19 protein-coding genes are annotated in these 17,142 nt (G+C 30.2%); 15 read left to right on the top strand and 4 right to left on the bottom strand.

From position 1 onward, the window contains the following. The first annotated feature begins 5 nt into the window (after positions 1-5). The 7 genes from rpsK to ribB all read left to right on the top strand — a co-directional run bounded on the left by rpsK (position 6) and on the right by ribB (position 5,314). Positions 6-392, top strand: coding sequence for a 30S ribosomal protein S11 (gene rpsK / locus MC061_RS02520; RefSeq protein ID WP_259535801.1), 387 nt, complete (start codon positions 6-8; stop codon positions 390-392). Positions 393-413: 21 nt separating this feature from the next. Then, positions 414-1,490 (top strand): DNA-directed RNA polymerase subunit alpha, encoded by a 1,077-nt coding sequence (locus MC061_RS02515; RefSeq protein ID WP_259535799.1) that lies wholly within the window; start codon positions 414-416, stop codon positions 1,488-1,490. A 16-nt stretch (positions 1,491-1,506) separates the two neighbouring features. Next, positions 1,507-1,917, top strand: coding sequence for a 50S ribosomal protein L17 (gene rplQ, locus MC061_RS02510; RefSeq protein ID WP_259535797.1), 411 nt, complete (start codon positions 1,507-1,509; stop codon positions 1,915-1,917). Positions 1,918-2,029: 112 nt separating this feature from the next. Then, the gene (atpH, locus tag MC061_RS02505) at positions 2,030-2,590 is read left to right on the top strand and encodes an ATP synthase F1 subunit delta (RefSeq protein WP_259535795.1); all 561 of its coding nucleotides are present in this window, start codon (positions 2,030-2,032) and stop codon (positions 2,588-2,590) included. After that, complete coding sequence (gene atpA, locus MC061_RS02500; RefSeq protein WP_259535793.1) at positions 2,587-4,128, top strand: F0F1 ATP synthase subunit alpha; 1,542 nt, start codon at positions 2,587-2,589, stop codon at positions 4,126-4,128. Before atpH ends, atpA begins: the two co-directional genes overlap by 4 nt. A 15-nt stretch (positions 4,129-4,143) precedes the next feature. Beyond that, positions 4,144-4,638 (top strand): transcription elongation factor GreA, encoded by a 495-nt coding sequence (gene greA / locus MC061_RS02495; RefSeq protein ID WP_259536272.1) that lies wholly within the window; start codon positions 4,144-4,146, stop codon positions 4,636-4,638. A 37-nt stretch (positions 4,639-4,675) separates the two neighbouring features. Beyond that, positions 4,676-5,314: a 3,4-dihydroxy-2-butanone-4-phosphate synthase gene (gene ribB / locus MC061_RS02490; protein WP_259535791.1), complete on the top strand. Its 639-nt coding sequence runs from the start codon at positions 4,676-4,678 to the stop codon at positions 5,312-5,314. 58 nt (positions 5,315-5,372) lie between these two features. Here the strand turns inward: ribB and fabG are convergent, their stop codons facing one another. Further along, on the bottom strand, positions 5,373-6,107 hold the full coding sequence (gene fabG / locus MC061_RS02485; protein WP_259535789.1) for a 3-oxoacyl-ACP reductase FabG: 735 nt from the start codon (positions 6,105-6,107) through the stop codon (positions 5,373-5,375). A 263-nt stretch (positions 6,108-6,370) separates the two neighbouring features. Here fabG and coxB point away from each other — a divergent pair, with 263 nt between their 5' ends. The 7 genes from coxB to MC061_RS02450 all read left to right on the top strand — a co-directional run bounded on the left by coxB (position 6,371) and on the right by MC061_RS02450 (position 13,424). Further along, complete coding sequence (coxB, locus tag MC061_RS02480; RefSeq protein WP_346268846.1) at positions 6,371-7,144, top strand: cytochrome c oxidase subunit II; 774 nt, start codon at positions 6,371-6,373, stop codon at positions 7,142-7,144. 9 nt (positions 7,145-7,153) lie between these two features. Beyond that, entirely contained in the window at positions 7,154-8,701 is a 1,548-nt protein-coding gene (gene ctaD / locus MC061_RS02475; protein WP_259535785.1) for a cytochrome c oxidase subunit I, read from the top strand. Between the two features lie 45 nt (positions 8,702-8,746). After that, entirely contained in the window at positions 8,747-9,604 is an 858-nt protein-coding gene (locus MC061_RS02470) for a heme o synthase (RefSeq protein WP_259535783.1), read from the top strand. A gap of 167 nt (positions 9,605-9,771) precedes the next feature. Then, complete coding sequence (gene rnhA / locus MC061_RS02465) at positions 9,772-10,227, top strand: ribonuclease HI (RefSeq protein WP_259535781.1); 456 nt, start codon at positions 9,772-9,774, stop codon at positions 10,225-10,227. Positions 10,228-10,480: 253 nt separating this feature from the next. Then, positions 10,481-11,500: a type I glyceraldehyde-3-phosphate dehydrogenase gene (locus MC061_RS02460; RefSeq protein ID WP_259535779.1), complete on the top strand. Its 1,020-nt coding sequence runs from the start codon at positions 10,481-10,483 to the stop codon at positions 11,498-11,500. Next, positions 11,497-12,261 carry a twin-arginine translocase subunit TatC gene (tatC, locus tag MC061_RS02455; RefSeq protein ID WP_259535777.1) on the top strand — a complete coding sequence of 255 codons (765 nt, stop codon included), beginning with the start codon at positions 11,497-11,499 and terminating at the stop codon, positions 12,259-12,261. Before MC061_RS02460 ends, tatC begins: the two co-directional genes overlap by 4 nt. A 149-nt stretch (positions 12,262-12,410) precedes the next feature. Continuing rightward, on the top strand, positions 12,411-13,424 hold the full coding sequence (locus MC061_RS02450) for a pyruvate dehydrogenase complex E1 component subunit beta (RefSeq protein ID WP_259536270.1): 1,014 nt from the start codon (positions 12,411-12,413) through the stop codon (positions 13,422-13,424). Between the two features lie 16 nt (positions 13,425-13,440). On the opposite strand, the gene MC061_RS02445 is transcribed toward MC061_RS02450, so the two are convergent. Both MC061_RS02445 and rpmE read right to left on the bottom strand, forming a co-directional pair. Beyond that, positions 13,441-14,235, bottom strand: a complete 795-nt coding sequence (locus tag MC061_RS02445) for an NAD kinase (protein WP_259535775.1) — start codon at positions 14,233-14,235, stop codon at positions 13,441-13,443. Between the two features lie 31 nt (positions 14,236-14,266). Continuing rightward, complete coding sequence (gene rpmE, locus MC061_RS02440) at positions 14,267-14,485, bottom strand: 50S ribosomal protein L31 (protein ID WP_259535773.1); 219 nt, start codon at positions 14,483-14,485, stop codon at positions 14,267-14,269. 126 nt (positions 14,486-14,611) lie between these two features. Between rpmE and fabD the strand changes: the two genes are divergently transcribed. Further along, the gene (gene fabD, locus MC061_RS02435; protein WP_259536269.1) at positions 14,612-15,562 is read left to right on the top strand and encodes an ACP S-malonyltransferase; all 951 of its coding nucleotides are present in this window, start codon (positions 14,612-14,614) and stop codon (positions 15,560-15,562) included. On the opposite strand, the gene gpmI is transcribed toward fabD, so the two are convergent. Then, a complete protein-coding gene (gene gpmI / locus MC061_RS02430) occupies positions 15,555-17,117 on the bottom strand; it encodes a 2,3-bisphosphoglycerate-independent phosphoglycerate mutase (RefSeq protein ID WP_259535771.1) in 1,563 nt (520 codons plus the stop codon). The genes fabD and gpmI overlap by 8 nt on opposite strands. Positions 17,118-17,142: the final 25 nt, after the last annotated feature.

Below are 17,142 nucleotides of genomic sequence, written 5' to 3'. Positions count from 1 at the left end.
TATAAATGAAAAAAGTAAAAACATTGAATAAGAGCACTAAAAAATTTATTACTGGTGTAATTCATATTCGCGCTACGTTTAATAATACATTTATCAATGTAACTGACGTTTATGGAAATACTCTATATCAAACTTCTGTTGGTGAGCATGGATTTTCAGGATCTAGAAAATCTACTCCCTATGCTGCAGGCAAGACTTCTGAACATGCTGCAAAAATTGCAGTAGACAAGTTTGGTATAAAAGTTGTTAGTGTTATCATACGTGGTCCTGGTTTTGGTGCAGAAGCTGCAGTAAAAGCACTGCAGAGTTATGGATTAACTGTTACTTCAATTGCAGATCAAACAGCAATTCCTCATAATGGTTGCAGACTAAGAAAAAAAAGAAGAGTATAAGTTAGAGTATAGGAAATTTATATGCATAATAACAATGAAACGATTATCTCTCACAGTTTAGATAGATTAACTCAACCGAGTGCAATTAAAGTTATTTCAGGTGATGCTATTGAAAAAAGTGATGTCATATTAGAACCACTGGAAAGTGGCTTTGCGTTAACTTTAGGAAATGCATTAAGGCGCGTGATGTTATCCTCACTCAAAGGAAATGCTGTGTATGGCGTGAATATTGAAGGAATTTCTCATGAATTTACTTCACTGCAAGGCGTGAGAGAAGATATCACTGATATCATACTCAATATAAGCATGCTGAGATGTCAATTGCATGATATCTCTCATACTACTCTCACTTTACATGCTAAGGGTCCTTGTCAGGTATTTGCAAGTATGATAGATATAGATACTCAATGCGTTATCATGAATAAAAAATTGCTTATATGTACTCTAGGAGAAGAAATAGATTTTAATATGAGAATATATGTATCGAGAGGTAAGGGTTATTTACCTGTATCAAGATATAAAGAGAATGAATTTTTAAAATTTATTCATGAGCAAGATAGAGTGAATTTTATTCCTGTGAATGCATTATATAGCCCTATTAAAAGAGTATCTTACAAAATAGAGAACAGTCGAGTTGGTCAAGTGACGGATAAAGATAAATTAATCTTTTCAATTGAAACTGATGGTACAATTTCACCGATTCAAGCTCTTGATTATTCTGCTAAAATATTGCAAGAACAATTACAACCATTTATTATGGCTGATCCTTCTTATAGATTTTCTCATGCCTCTTCTTATTATAATATCGCTACTAAAGATTTAGGGTATGATCCAGTATTTTTACGCAAAGTAGATGAGATGGAATTATCTGTAAGATCTCATAATTGTTTAAAAAACGAAAAGATTACTTATATTGGTGATCTTGTACAAAAAACAGAAAGTGAAATGTTAAGGACTGCTAATTTTGGTAGAAAATCTCTTAATGAGATTAAAGCAGTATTAAGTAATTTTGGATTATCTTTAGGTATTTCTATACCAAACTGGCCACCTAATGATATAGAGGAATTGGCTAAACAACATGCTGATGAAGATAGATGATGCAATTAGGTAATATATGAGACATGGTATAAGAACAAGAAAACTTTCCAGATTTACTCAACATAGATTATCTATGTTAAAAAATCTCTCTATTTCCTTAATCAATCATGAGCAAATTATAACTACTTTATCAAAGGCTAGAATATTACGTCCATATATCGAAAAATTGATTACAATTGCTAAAAATAAGTCTTCTTTATATGGCAGAAGACTTTTGCTATCACGCTTGCATAATAATAAGTTAGTAGTTAATAAATTATTACATGTTATGGCAGAGCGTTATCACAATCGTCCAGGAGGGTACTCTCGAATCATTAAGTTTAATATAAGAAAAGGTGATTGTGCTAAAATGGCAGTGATTGAGCTAGTAGAGAGAGATATTTTAGCAAAAGGAAAATCTTATAATAAGACTCATGAGATAACATAATTTCCTATTTCATTACACTTTATATCTTCATCACTAATGCAAAAATCTTTATGCAAGTGAGTCATTAATATTTAATTTAATTCTGATATATAATATTTATAGGTTCACAATTATGAATAACATTCAAGCTCATTACTTGATTACCTCATATGCAAATATCTTATTTGAAATATCAAAATATCAATTAGAGATATATAAACAAGAAGCAAAAATGCTATTACATTTTTTACGTAATCAAGATGATATTTTTCATTTTTTATCTCATCCTAGAATATCTTATACAATGAAACAAGAACTTATCTTGATTCTCAAGCAATATATTAGTGATCAATTTATCAAGTTTATTATAATTGTCTGTATAAATAAGAGATTTAATTTATTACTTGCGATATTAGAAAAGTTCCTATATTTTGTACGAAATAGTCAAAACGAATTTGAAATTATTATTATATCTGCAGTTTTATTAAATAAATCTGATATTCAGTTGATTACTGAATCTCTCACGTTTCTTGGTGTTATTACAAAAGTGAGTAATGTAATTAATCCTACTATACTAGGTGGTTTTATAGTAAGATATAATTCCTACTTAATAGATCGCTCATTAAAAAGCTATTTAAAGAGATTAGTTCACTTAAGTCAAACTGAAATATTAAAAAATAAGGAATTACTATGAACACTAATATTAATAGCTCTGAAATAGTTAATATAATACGAAAAAAAGTTCAAGAATTTAACTATCCCATAGAACATCAAAATATAGGAGAGGTAATTTCCGTAACTGATGGAATTGCATTAGTATACGGTATGGATCAAGCAAAATTTGGCGAGAAAGTATGTTTTGAGAATGGACTAAATGGCATAGTACTTGATTTAAATCATGACATATCTAGTATAGCAATACTTGGTCATGATCTAGATATCCAGGAAGGTGATACAATAAAGTGCAGTGGTGATGTGATTCAAATTTCTGTAGGTTTTGAATTATTAGGCAGAGTAGTCAATGCATTAGGAGAACCTATAGATGGATTAGGAGAGATAAAAACTTTCAATAAGATGAACATAGAAGCTCAAGCTCCTGGTATTATTGATCGTACTTCTGTTCATGAACCATTACAAACAGGAATTAAAATTATTGATTTACTAGTACCAATAGGTAGAGGACAGAGAGAATTGATTATTGGAGATAGACAAATTGGTAAGACAACTATTGCACTTGATACTATAATCAATCAGAAAATTATTAATGATCAAGTAGAGAAAAAACAAAAAATGTACTGTATTTATGTTGCTATTGGGCAAAAAATTTCCACAGTTGCAAAAATAGTAAATCAGTTAAAAGAAAGTGGAGCGCTTGAATATACAACTGTAGTTGTATCAGGTGCATCTGAAAGTGCGCCTATGCAATTCTTAGCACCGTATGCTGGTTGTACTATTGGAGAGTATTTTCGTGATAATGGAATGCACGCTCTAGTAGTCTATGATGATTTATCTAAACATGCTATATCATATCGCCAGATGTCACTACTTTTAAGATATTCTCCTGGACGTGAAGCATATCCTGGAGATATCTTCTATGTACATGCGCGCTTACTTGAAAGAGCTGCTAAAATGTCTGATCTTAAAGGAAATGGCTCATTAACTGCTTTACCAATTGTAGAAACGCAAGCTGGTGATGTATCTACATATATACCAACAAATGTTATTTCAATTACTGATGGACAAATCTTTCTTGATACAGAACTTTTTCATAAAGGTTTTCGCCCTAGTGTAAATATAGGTTTATCTGTGTCTAGGGTTGGATCTGCAGCACAATTATCTTGTGTAAAACAAGTTGCTGGCTCTATAAAACTTAGTTTAGCTCAATATAAAGAATTAGAGGATTTTTCAAAATTTGGTTCTGAACTAGATATTAGTCTACAACTTGCCCTAAATAAAGGTCAATATCTAGTTGAATTATTAAAACAAAAACAACATATCACTATGCCCATAGAAGAACAAATTTTGATTATGTATATTTTTTCTAACTTATATAATCTTTTAAGTCAAATTCAAATACAAGAGATTACTAAATTCACGTATGAATTTATTGAATATTTTCATACTTTATATCCTGAGATGTTAAAGCAGTTGTCAAATGAAATCACTGATGATATAAAGAAGAAGATTGATAATACTATGCAAAATTTTGTTACTAATTTTAATCGCTTATAGTTTTTGGGTCTTATGATGCATTTTTCGATTATTCATAGATTTCCTATTACACAGGAAGGTTTGCAGAATATGTATAATGAGCTTGCAAAGATAAAAGAAGAAAAGCCTCATATTATTCAATCTATTTCTGACTCTCGTGATCAAGGTGATTTATCTGAGAATGCAGAATATCACGCAGCGCGAGAAAAATTAGGCTTTATTGAAGGTCGTATTATAGAGTTAGAACATAAAATCGCACATGCTGAAGTTATAGAAATAAATAATTTATCTGGTGATATTATTATGTTTGGTGCAACTGTAACATTGAGAATACTAAATGATGATACAAAGATTATAGAATATATTTATAAGATAGTCGGTGAATATGAAGTTGATATTGCAAATAATTTAATCTCAATTCACTCCCCTATAGGTAGTGCTTTAATAGGTAAAAGAGTAGGAGATGATGTTGAAGTAACAGTGCCTAGTGGAGAGAAATTATACAAAGTCATTAAAGTTGAATTTAAGTAATACTATATGCATAAGATCAAATTATATTTTAATTCTCATGACTAATTTTAGAACATCAATTTCTTCGATTACAGATATATTAGATGAAGCAATTGCAGGTAAATTATTTATTATAGTAGATGATGAAAATAGAGAAAATGAAGGGGATCTTATTATATTAGCAGATAAAATCACTCCAAAACATATGGCTTTTATGATTAGATATGGTACTGGTATAGTATTTTTAGCTATGACTAAGTTACATATGATTAAACTCAATCTTGGATTTATGCATCAGACTAATGTAGAAAATCAAGTACATCATACTGCATTTACTACTTCAATTGATGCGCGTTTTGGTATTACAACTGGAGTATCTGCATATGATAGAACTCATACTATACATATTGCTATTAATGATCAAAGCACTCAAGATGATATTATTACACCAGGACATGTTTTTCCTACTATTGCAAATGATGGAGGAGTCTTAGTAAGAAGAGGACATACTGAAGCAAGTGTTGAAATAGCAAAGTTAGCAGGATATACTCAAGCAGCAGTAGGATGTGAATTAATTAATGATAATGGTACTATGATGCGTTTACCTGAAATATTTGCTTTTTCGCAACTTCATAACATTAAATTTACTACTATTGATACAATAGTCTATTACTTAAATAATATACAATCTGAATAACTTACATATCAAAAATAAATGAATAAGGGGATCTACAGAGATATAGTATTATTTGATTCTACATAAATAATCCTCCATTTATATTTAATACAAATCCTGTAATATATTTTGCTTCATCACTTGCTAAAAATAATACTCCATATGCTACTTCTTCTCCTGTACCCATCCTTTTCATAGGAATATTATCTAATATTTTCTTCTTATGTTCGATACTGAGCATTTGAATGATATTAGTATCTATAAATCCAGGAGCAATACAATTGACAGTGATATTACGACTTGCTACCTCTCGTGCTATAGATTTACTCATAGCTATGATTCCAGCTTTTGAAGCTGCATAATTAGCTTGTCCTGCATTACCAGTCAAAGCAATAATTGAGGAAATATTAATAATTCTACCCCAATTATTCTTAATAAGTATTTTAGATGCTTCTTTATTAAGCTTAAATGTAGCAGTTAAATTCACATCGATGACTTTTTGCCATATATCATCATTCATCCTAAATATAGAACTATCCTGTACAATTCCTGCATTGCACACTAGACCATCAAATCCATTCATTAAATGACTAGCCTTACTTATTAGCTGAGTGACTTCTTCAAGATTACATAAATTACACAGTAACATATCAATATTATTTTTATATTGCATTACTATTTTTTCAAGAATTTCTCTTTTTGTGCCAGAAATACATAAAGTAGCACCAGCTTCATGCATTATTTTAATAATTGCTTGACCTATACCACCTGATGCACCTGTAATTAAAAATTTTCTACCTTCTAATCTAAACATTATCACTTCCTAATTAATATCAAATTTACAAATTAGAATTTTGAATTAAAAATATTCTGTATTCTTGATTATTAATATCGCCTCATAATCAGTATGACAATCATTAAAATACAAAATCTTATATGAATCAATATAAATTGTACTATCATGAAAATGATATTTTCAAGATAGTATACGATACAAATATAAATCTCTTCTTGCAGAATATCGTGAAATATATTAGCATTTATCATGCAACTTTGCTTATGGTGCAGACAAAAGTTATGAGTAAGTTACCTATTATATTAATTACTTTATATTCTAATATAGTCTGCGGCATGCAACCTTCTACTTGGACGTTTGGTTTTCCGACTCCTGCAACTGAAATAATGGAACATGTGATTAGTGCTCATTCATTTGTTATGATTGTGATGATCAGCATTATGTTATTCATATGGATTTTAATTGCTTATATAATATTTCGCTTTCGAAAAAGTAAAGTCGTGAATATTAGCAATACTACACATAGCACTGCTTTAGAAGTAATTTGGTTTATTATACCTACTATTATTATAGGAATATTATCATTCAAAAATGCACAATTAATAATATTACAAGATAAAATTCCAAAAACAGATATTACATTAAAAGTAATAGGACATCAATGGTATTGGAGTTATCTCTATCCAGAGTATAATAATCTATCTTTTAATAGCTATCTTAAAGATGTAAATGATTTAACCGAAGAAGGAGATCTGAAATTACTATCCGTTGATAATAAAGTGATTTTACCTACGAATACTAATATTCTATTACAAATCATATCTGCAGATGTAATACACAGTTGGGGGATATCTGCGTTTGGTATAAAAATAGATGCAATTCCAGGTAGGCTCAATGAATCTTGGTTTAATATCAAAACTCCTGGCACTTATTACGGTCAGTGTTATGAATTATGTGGACCAGGACATGGATTTATGCCAATTGTTGTTGAAGCAGTGAGTAGAGACGAGTTTGATAATTGGATTGAAGATATAAAATTAAAAGGAATTGAGTGAGAATGAAAAATGCATAATACCCCAAAAGGAATAAAACGATGGCTTTTATCTACTAATCATAAAGATATCGGAACATTATATATTATTTTTTCTATATTAGCAGGAATCATTGGAGGAGGATTATCTATTATAATTCGTACTCAGCTAATGCATATTAATATCCTAAATAATAACTATCAATTATATAATGTATTAATTACTGGTCATGCATTAATCATGGTCTTCTTTATGATCATGCCAGCATTAATGGGAGGGTTTGGAAATTGGTTTGTACCTCTTATGATTGGAGCACCTGATATGGCATTTCCTAGAATGAACAATGCAAGTTTTTGGTTACTATGTACTTCGTTTATATTATTAATTATTTCAGCATGTACAGGAGAAGGGTCAGGTACTGGTTGGACTCTATATCCTCCATTATCATATCCTAATTCACATCCAGGAGCTGGAGTAGATATTGCAATACTCGCGTTACACATAGCTGGCATTTCTTCAATTATAGGATCAATCAATTTTATTGTCACTATATTAAATATGAGAATACAAGGTATGAGTTTAACTAAAATGCCGTTGTTTGTGTGGTCTATTTTTCTCACATCATTTATGTTAATTGTAGCATTACCAGTGCTTGGAGGCGCTATTACTATGCTACTCACTGATCGTAATGTTGGAACAACCTTTTTTGATCCTGCAGGTGGTGGTGATCCTATATTATTTCAGCATCTTTTTTGGTTTTTCGGTCATCCAGAAGTGTATATCATAATATTTCCAGCGTTTGGTATTATCAGTCAAGTGATATCAACTTTTTCTCATAGACCTATATTTGGTTATATAGGTATGGTGTATGCTATGATAGGAATAGCAGTACTTGGTTTTATAGTGTGGGCACATCACATGTTTACTGTTGGTCTAGGAGCTACAGCAGAAGTCTTTTTTAGCATTCTAACATCTTTTATAGGTGTCATTACTGGTGTCAAAGTTTTTAGTTGGATTGCTACTATGTGGGGAGGAGCGATTGAGCTAAAAACTCCTATGCTTTTTGCATTAGGTTTTATATTTATGTTTGTAGGTGGTGGTATCACTGGGATCACCCTTTCTCATAGTGGAATAGATAAGGTATTGCATGATACATATTATGTTGTTGCTCACTTTCACTACGTCATGTCACTTGCTGTATTATTTGCAGCTTTTGCTGGATTTTATTACTGGATTAGTAAAATGTCTGGTAAGCAATATAGTGAACCTTTAGGGCAAATTCACTTTTGGCTCACTTTTATTGGTACAAATATTACTTTTTTACCACAGCATTTCCTAGGATTAGCTGGTATGCCTAGAAGGATTCCTGATTATCCAGATGCTTTTATTTTATGGAACTATATTTCTTCAATTGGTGCATATATTTCTTTTATTTCAGTGATATTCTTTTTATTTGTCGTGATTTATCTTTTTAAATATGGTACAAAAGCTGGAGATAACCCTTGGGGTGCTAATACCTTAGAATGGACATTATCTTCTCCTCCGCCTTTCCATTCTTTTGATATACCACCAGTAATATAATTAAGAGTATAGGAGGAGATTATGTTATATGTTATATAAAATAATGTGATTATCATTGATATATGGCATTTAATAAAGCCAAGAATAATATATCTTGTAGTGTTTACTACATTGACTGGCATGATTGCTACACAAGAAGAATTTAATTCTATACTTGTGATAAGCTCTCTTACATGTGTTGCACTTGGATCGGGAGCAGTTGGTGCTATCAATATGTGGTATGATAGAGATATAGATATATTGATGGAGCGTACTAAAAATAGACCTATACCTGCAGGTAGGATTTCTCCAATACTAGCTCTTACATTTGGAACGATCCTTGGAATTTGTTCAGTACTAATGATGGCAATAACAGTCAATTATCTTACTTCTGGCTTATTAGCATTTAGTATGTTATTTTATGTTTTTATATATACTATTTGGTTAAAAAGAAGTTCTCCGCAAAATATTGTGATTGGTGGTGTTGCTGGAGCCTGTCCTCCAATGATTGGATATGCATCTATTACTAATTCTATTAGTTGGGAAAGTATTATTTTATTTCTTATCATTTTTTTCTGGACTCCTCCGCATTTCTGGTCACTTGCTTTAAATAAATCGTCAGATTATATACATGCATCAATTCCAATGTATAATATTGTATATGGTGCAGAACGCACAAGAAATTGTATCTTTAAATATAGCATATTATTAGTATTAATAAGCTTTTTACCGACTCTATTCTTAAAAAAGCCTTTAATATATATTTGTCTTATCTTTTTTGTCAATTACATGTTTATTTGGCATGCTATGTCAGTACTGAAATATAGAGATTATAATGCACAGCAAAAGATGTTTGTTTACTCAATTTCTTACTTATTTTTTCTATTTAGTAGTATTATTTTTTGCTCTATTACTATCTGTTAACCATCAATTTATGATAAATAATAGATAGTATGTTCTACTGTTTATTTATATTGTAATTGTCATTATAATTTTTTCATTATATGATATAATATAAAAGCGATAGTATCTAAAAAAAAATTTTTTCTATTTTTTCTAGAAGCGTGTTACATGCGAAGTATATATTTAAAATGAATAAAGAAAAAGTTATAATATATACAGATGGTGCATGCTCTACTACAACTAGATCAGGAGGATGGTCAGCAATCATATTATTTTACGATCATAAAGAATGCATTTCTGGCAGAGAAGAAAATACTACAAACAATAAAATGGAATTAACAGCTGTAATTAATGGACTCAAAGAATTAAAATGTTCTCATAATATATCCTTATACACGGATAGTCTATACGTGAAATATGGTATTACAGAATGGATAAAAAAATGGAAAATAAATGGCTGGCAAACAAGTAATAAAAAGTCAGTAAAAAATATCAAACTATGGCAAGAATTAGATAATATCGTATTATATCATAATTCAATCACTTGGCAGTGGGTAAAAGCACATAATGGTAACAAATATAATATGGAAGCTGATGATTTAGCGCGAAAAGCAATCATCACAAAGTTATCTCATTCCTCATAACTTAAAAATTAATACACATAACATACATAAAGCATAGCAATTCTCAATCCTCTATTTAGTTTATACTCTTCGTTAGTGCTAAATTTCATGAAAAATCTCTCTATAAGAATTTTTAGAAGATAATAGAGATTCACATTATAAAAGAGAAATTTTCTTTAAGAGAGATTATATATATAAAAAAAGATATAGACATAATAGAAGATCATGATAAATAATGTAATATTCTATATAATTAAGAGTTTTGTATGATAACATGAAGATTCGTGTAGGAATAAATGGGCTTGGTAGAATAGGAAAAAGTATATTACGTGCTATTCATGAGATAGAATTATATAACCAACATATAGAATTAATATCTGTCAATGGCTCATTGAGTGCTGAGCATCATGCACATTTCATCAAATATGATTCTGTGCATGGTATATTTAACGGTCGTATTCATTTTAATAATCATGAGAATTGGTTATCTATCAATGATAAAAAGCTATTGATATATCGAGAAAGAGACCCTAAAAATATTCCTTGGAATGTTGATGTGGTTCTTGAATGTACTGGAGCATTTAATAATCGTGCAGCAGCGATAAGACATAATGCACAAAAGGTAATTATTTCTGCGCCTGTTTTAGATTCTGATGTCACTATAATTTATGGTGTAAATGATGACATGCTCACACAAGAACATAGAGTAATATCAGCAGGATCATGTACTACAAACTGCTTTGCAATAATTGCAAAAATTCTACATTCTCATTTCAAGATAAAAAGTGGTTTTATGACTACTATACATGCTTATACAAATGATCAAAATATCCTTGATGGTAATCATCATGATTTATACAGAGCTAGAGCATGTGGTTTATCTATGATCCCCACGACAACTGGTGCAGCAAAAACAATTGGCAATATTATTCCAGAATTAAAGGGCAAAATAGATGGTACTGCTATTAGAGTACCAGTAAGTAATGTATCTCTAGTAGATTTTACGTTTACTGTTGCACAAGAAGTATCAGTAAAAAAAATCAATGCAGTCTTCCAAGATCTTTCACTCTCCTCTACAAAATTTAATATATTATCACATGTTTTATCTACATGTGATCAACCTTTAGTGTCAATAGATTTCATTCATAATCCGTATAGTGCAATTATAGATTTAAGAGGTACTCATGTTACAGGTGATGTATGTAGAGTAGCAGCATGGTATGACAATGAATGGGCTTTTTCCCTCAGAATGTTAGATATTGTACTATTATGCTATGGTAGAAATAGAGCATGAATAATAAGTTAGATAGATATTCTTCATTATATTCATCCTTTTATGAACATTTTGCAGAATTAAGAAGAAGAGTCATATTCTGTTTTTTATTTTTTTGTATCACTTTTAGTATATGTTATTTCTTTAAAGAATATATATATTATTTTTTACTTGCTCCTTTAATAGCAGTCACAAAAAATAGCAACGATTTTTCTCTCATTTACACAGATTTAACAGAAGCATTTTTTGTGTATCTCAGAGTGGCAATAACAAGTGCATTATTATTTTCTTGTCCTGTTTTTGCATGGCAATTCTATATGTTTTTAGCTCCTGGCTTATATAAAAGTGAGAAAGAAGCTTTATTACCATATTTAATTGCAACTCCTCTACTATTTGCGATAGGAGCGACTGTAGTATATTACTATATCTTGCCGTTAGCATGGAAATTTTTTATTGCATTTGAACACAGCGGTCAATCTTTTGGAATACCTATAGAATTTATGCCATCAGTAAGTGAATATTTAGATCTTGTATTACAATTTATGTTTGCATTTGGTACCGCATTTCAAATACCTGTGATTCTTACGCTTATGGTGAAAGTAGGATTTTTAAGTGCGCATCATTTATCTAGTAAACGTAGAATTGCGATAGTAATAATTTTTATTATTGCTGCTATTTTAACACCACCTGATGTTGTAAGTCAAATAGGACTTGCAATACCAATGTTAATGTTATATGAACTTTCTATTTTAATATGTAAGTATATTGAACAAAAGAAATAGATGAAACTTCATGAGAGAGAAGAATTATGGTTAAAATACCTACTACCTAAAAGGTAATATCATGAATGCTAAGATTCAGGAATTTTACTTTACTTATTATTTATAATTCTGGTATAGTTTTATTAGAAAACTATATTATTTTAGTAAAAATGGCATTCTTAAGTGTGAGAGAGGCTCTATGTATAGCACTTAGAGAAGAAATGCAGAATGATCCTAATATATTTATAATAGGACAAGAAATTGGAGAATATAATGGTGCTTATAAAGTTACAAAAGGACTCTTAAAAGAGTTCGGATGCGATAGAATTATCGATTCACCAATTACTGAACACGGCCTTACAGGCCTTGCTATAGGCGCATCTTTTGCTGGCTTAAAACCAATTGTTGAGTTTATGACTTTTAATTTCTCTATGCAAGCCATTGATCAAATTGTAAATTCTGCAGCGAAAATTCATTATATGTCAGGTGGACAATTGGGATGCTCAATAGTATTTCGCGGACCAAATGGCGCATCATCTAGAGTTGCTGCACAACATTCGCAATGTTTTGCTTCTTGGTATGCACATATACCTGGGCTCAAAGTCATAGCACCTTATTTTGCTTCTGATTGTAGAGGCTTGCTCAAATCAGCGATTCGTGATCCAAATCCGGTCATTTTTTTAGAAAATGAAATAGCGTATAGCCATGAACATGAAGTACCTGAATCTCAGATGAGGAATAAGGATTTTTTAATTGATATAGGGAAAGCATCTGTGATTCGCAAAGGAAAGGATGTCACTATTACTGCATTTTCTTTAAAAATCAGTCATACTTTACATGCAGCAGATTTGCTATACCAGAATGATGGAATAGATGCCGAAGTAATTGATTTAAGAACTTTAAGACCTCTTGACTCTGACACTATTATTAATTCTCTTAAGAAGACTAATAGATTAGTAAGTGTAGAAGATGGATGGCCTTTTGCAGGTATAGGAACAGAAATTTCTACTATTGCTATGGAACAAGGATTTGATTATCTAGATGCACCGGTGATACGAGTAACTGGACAGGATATTCCTTTACCTTATGCTTCAAATCTAGAGAAAAAAGCTTTACCACAAGTAGAAGATATCATATCAGCTGTACATCATATTGTAAATCATAATAATCAATTCTCTCTTTAAAGCACATAGGATATTATTAATACAAAAATTGTCTATCAATTATGCGTTCATTTAGAGAATAGTCCTTATTAAAAAGAAGAGTCATTGTACTCTCATGATCTTTTTGTATTTTAATCTGTGATATATTATGAAACTCTTTATAATCTGAGACTACAAGTACTGGACGTTTTTTTGTATCATGAATGTCAATTTGCACTATTTTATCATTTGGTATAAGAGCTCCATTCCAATGTCGTGGATAATAACTATTAATAGAAGTTAGCGCAAGTAAATTTGAATTTAATGGTAATATAGGACCACCTGCAGAAAAATTGTATGCTGTACTACCTGTTGGAGTAGAGAGAATGATACCATCACCTCTCAATTTTTCTAATTTTAGTTTACTATTGATAGTGATATTCATTTCTACTATTTGATTTGTTTTTCTAAAAATATATACTTCATTGACTGCTATATATTGACAACTATTACCATTTATATCTGATATCTCCATCTTTAGTAATGTTAATTGTGTTGAAGTGGCATATTTAATATGATTGATCAGTTCTTCACAGCGATCGACACATTTATTCATTAAGAATCCAACGTTACCAGTATTAATGCCATATATGTGTGTGTGTCTATGTTTAATAATATAATTATGTAAGGTACGTAACATAAAGCCATCACCTCCTACAACAATTAATAAATCGACTTTAGATCTATTATCTTGTTTCACATTAATAAAATTCAATTGTTCTAATAATTGAGAAATTCTTCGTGATTTTGGGAGATGAGAAGCAATATATCCTATATTCTGATACTTATGCATCTTTCATCATATATAAGATAAATAGAAAATATTAAAATATGTCTCCATATTTATTATTAAATTTAGCGAGCTTACTAGCTTTGCTCAATGACCCACTTGTCAATGTTTTCGTCCATGCAGGATGTGTTAATGGATCTCTATCAAGTTTTATTCGATTTCCTTCTGTACCATAAGTAGAACGTGTCTCAAATTCTTGTCCATTAGTCATTACTATAATGACTTTATGGTAACTGATTACTGCTTTGATCATGTTTTTTTAGTCCTTGATGAATTAATATTCTTGTAAATTTGCTTCATAAAGTCAACAAATTATTTTAATGGATAATGACAAAGATAAATAAAACAGTATATTTAATTACATACAAAATAAATGATGATTATTTTTGCATTTCCAGGTCAGGGTTCACAGTTTATAGGTATGGGACAAAGCTTATATACAGAATTTCCTATTGCGAGACAAGTCTTTGATGAAGTAGATAATATTCTAAATCGCAAATTATCTAATATCATTTTTCATAGCTCTCTTCAAGAATTAACTAATACGGAAAATGCGCAACCAGCTATTATGGTAGTATCAATAGCAATGTTCAGAACTATGGAATATATTTATGGAAGATCATTATTTTCTAATTTTAATATCAAGTATGTCTGTGGTCACTCAGTTGGAGAATATACAGCGCTATGCGCTTCGGGAGCTTTAACACTTGAAGATACGGTTAAATTATTACAAGTGCGTAGTATAGCTATGTCAGAAGCTTCTGCAAAAGCGCAAGGTGGTATGATAGCATTATTAGGAGTAGCAATAGAAAAAATAGAACAAATATTGAAATTGGAAAATATGAATGGTATTTTATATGAAATATCAAATGACAATGGTGCAGGACAAGTAGTAATCAGTGGCACTATAGAAAATCTTCATAAACTACCTGATATTTTGAGAGAAATTAGTATCAAAAAATTAATTAAATTACAAGTTAGTGGACCATTTCATTCATCTTTAATGAAACCTGCAGATAATACAATTTTAGAATATTTACATGATATTAAAATATCAAGTCCTATAGTACCGTGTATATCAAATGTGACTGCTCAAGCAGAAAATGATCCACATACTTTAAAAGTACTACTTGCAAAACAAATTCTCAGCAGAGTGAGATGGAGAGAAATGGTAATATATATGAAGAATCATGGAATTAATACATTGGTTGAAATTGGTCCTAAGAGAGTTTTATCACATTTAGTAAAAAGAATTGATTCATCAATCAAAACTATTAACATAGAGAATGTTAATGACATGAAAGATTTCTTTAATGAACTCATTATATGATAGAATCAGTCATCAGTAATGACATACCAGTCATCTCAGATGGTTGTGGAATTTTCAGCAATTGTAGAATAGTAGGCGCAATATCAGATAATTTACCATCTTTTAAATTCATATTATGATATGCATCATAGCATATAATAAATGGTACTGTATTTAAAGTGTGAGCTGTATGAGATGTATTATTTATTTCATCAAACATACATTCAATATTACCATGATCTGATGTAACAATTAGTGCAGTATCCTGTACTTCTTGAGTAGCATTCAACACTTTTTTTATACATATATCTACTGCTTCTAGTGCTTTCTGAGCAGCTATTATTTTACCTGTATGTCCCACCATATCAGGATTAGCAAAATTTACTACTATCAATGAAAATTCTTGAGAACGAATTTTTATAATCAGATGTTTTGTCAATTCAAATACAGACATTTCAGGTTGTAAATCATAAGTTTTGACTTTTGGTGAAGCAATCAGAATTCTTTCTTCTCCTAAAAATGGATCTTCCTGCCCACAATTAAAAAAATAGGTAACATGAGCATATTTTTCAGTTTCAGCAATACGTAATTGCCTAAGTTTGTTTCTTGATATGACTTGTCCTAAAGAATTAAAACATGATATAGGAGAAAAAAGATATGGCATTTGCAATCCTTTTTTATACTGTGTCATACTCAGAAACTGAAGGCTATTAGCATGTTTATTTAATATATTTGTTTTAAGATCCGTTAAATTATTATACATTCTAGTATCTTGTTTCTTTAATAGCATGCTTGCAAGTTGCATCATTCTATCAGCACGAAAGTTAGCAAATAAAATACCATCTTCCTCTTCAATGCCATTATAATCTCCTATGATTGATGGATGAATAAACTCATCACCTATATTATTATGATAGTTACTATCAAGTAATAGCATAACATCTTTATAAGATCTTCCCTGTGCAAATACAATTGCCTTATATGTTTTCCTAGTTCTTTCCCATCTATTATCTCTATCCATTGCATAATAACGTCCAGAAATAGTAGCAATTCTAATATCTTGATCCTTTACTTGATATATAAAATCTTGAAGATACTCTTTTCCTGAATTAGGAGGTGTATCTCTTCCATCTAAAAAAGCATGTATCATAACTTTGATACCATGTTGTGCAATTTTATTTGCTAATATAGCAATATGCTTATGATGTGAGTGCACTCCACCACTTGATATTAATCCTAAAAGATGACATATACCATTTTTATTTTTGATATTATGAATAAAGCGTTGTAAATTAATATTATTATCTATAATGTTAATTTTTTGATTAATACGTTCTAGACTTTGCATTAGCACTCTTCCACTTCCGATATTCATATGACCTACTTCTGAATTACCAATCTGGTTTTTTGGTAGCCCAACTGCTAGTCCAGAAGCTAATAAATTACATTTTGGATAATAAGAGTTAATATAATTCCAACAAGGTAAATAAGCACTGCTTATCGGATTATATATATTATTCATGATACCATTTCCCCATCCATCTAATATACATAATACGATTGATTTGACATGCATATAATTTGTTATAAAGAAAGAGAAG

Source organism: Wolbachia endosymbiont of Howardula sp., assembly GCF_025021925.1.
Taxonomy (GTDB): domain Bacteria; phylum Pseudomonadota; class Alphaproteobacteria; order Rickettsiales; family Anaplasmataceae; genus Wolbachia.
This window is presented reverse-complemented; position numbering and strand designations above follow the sequence as displayed.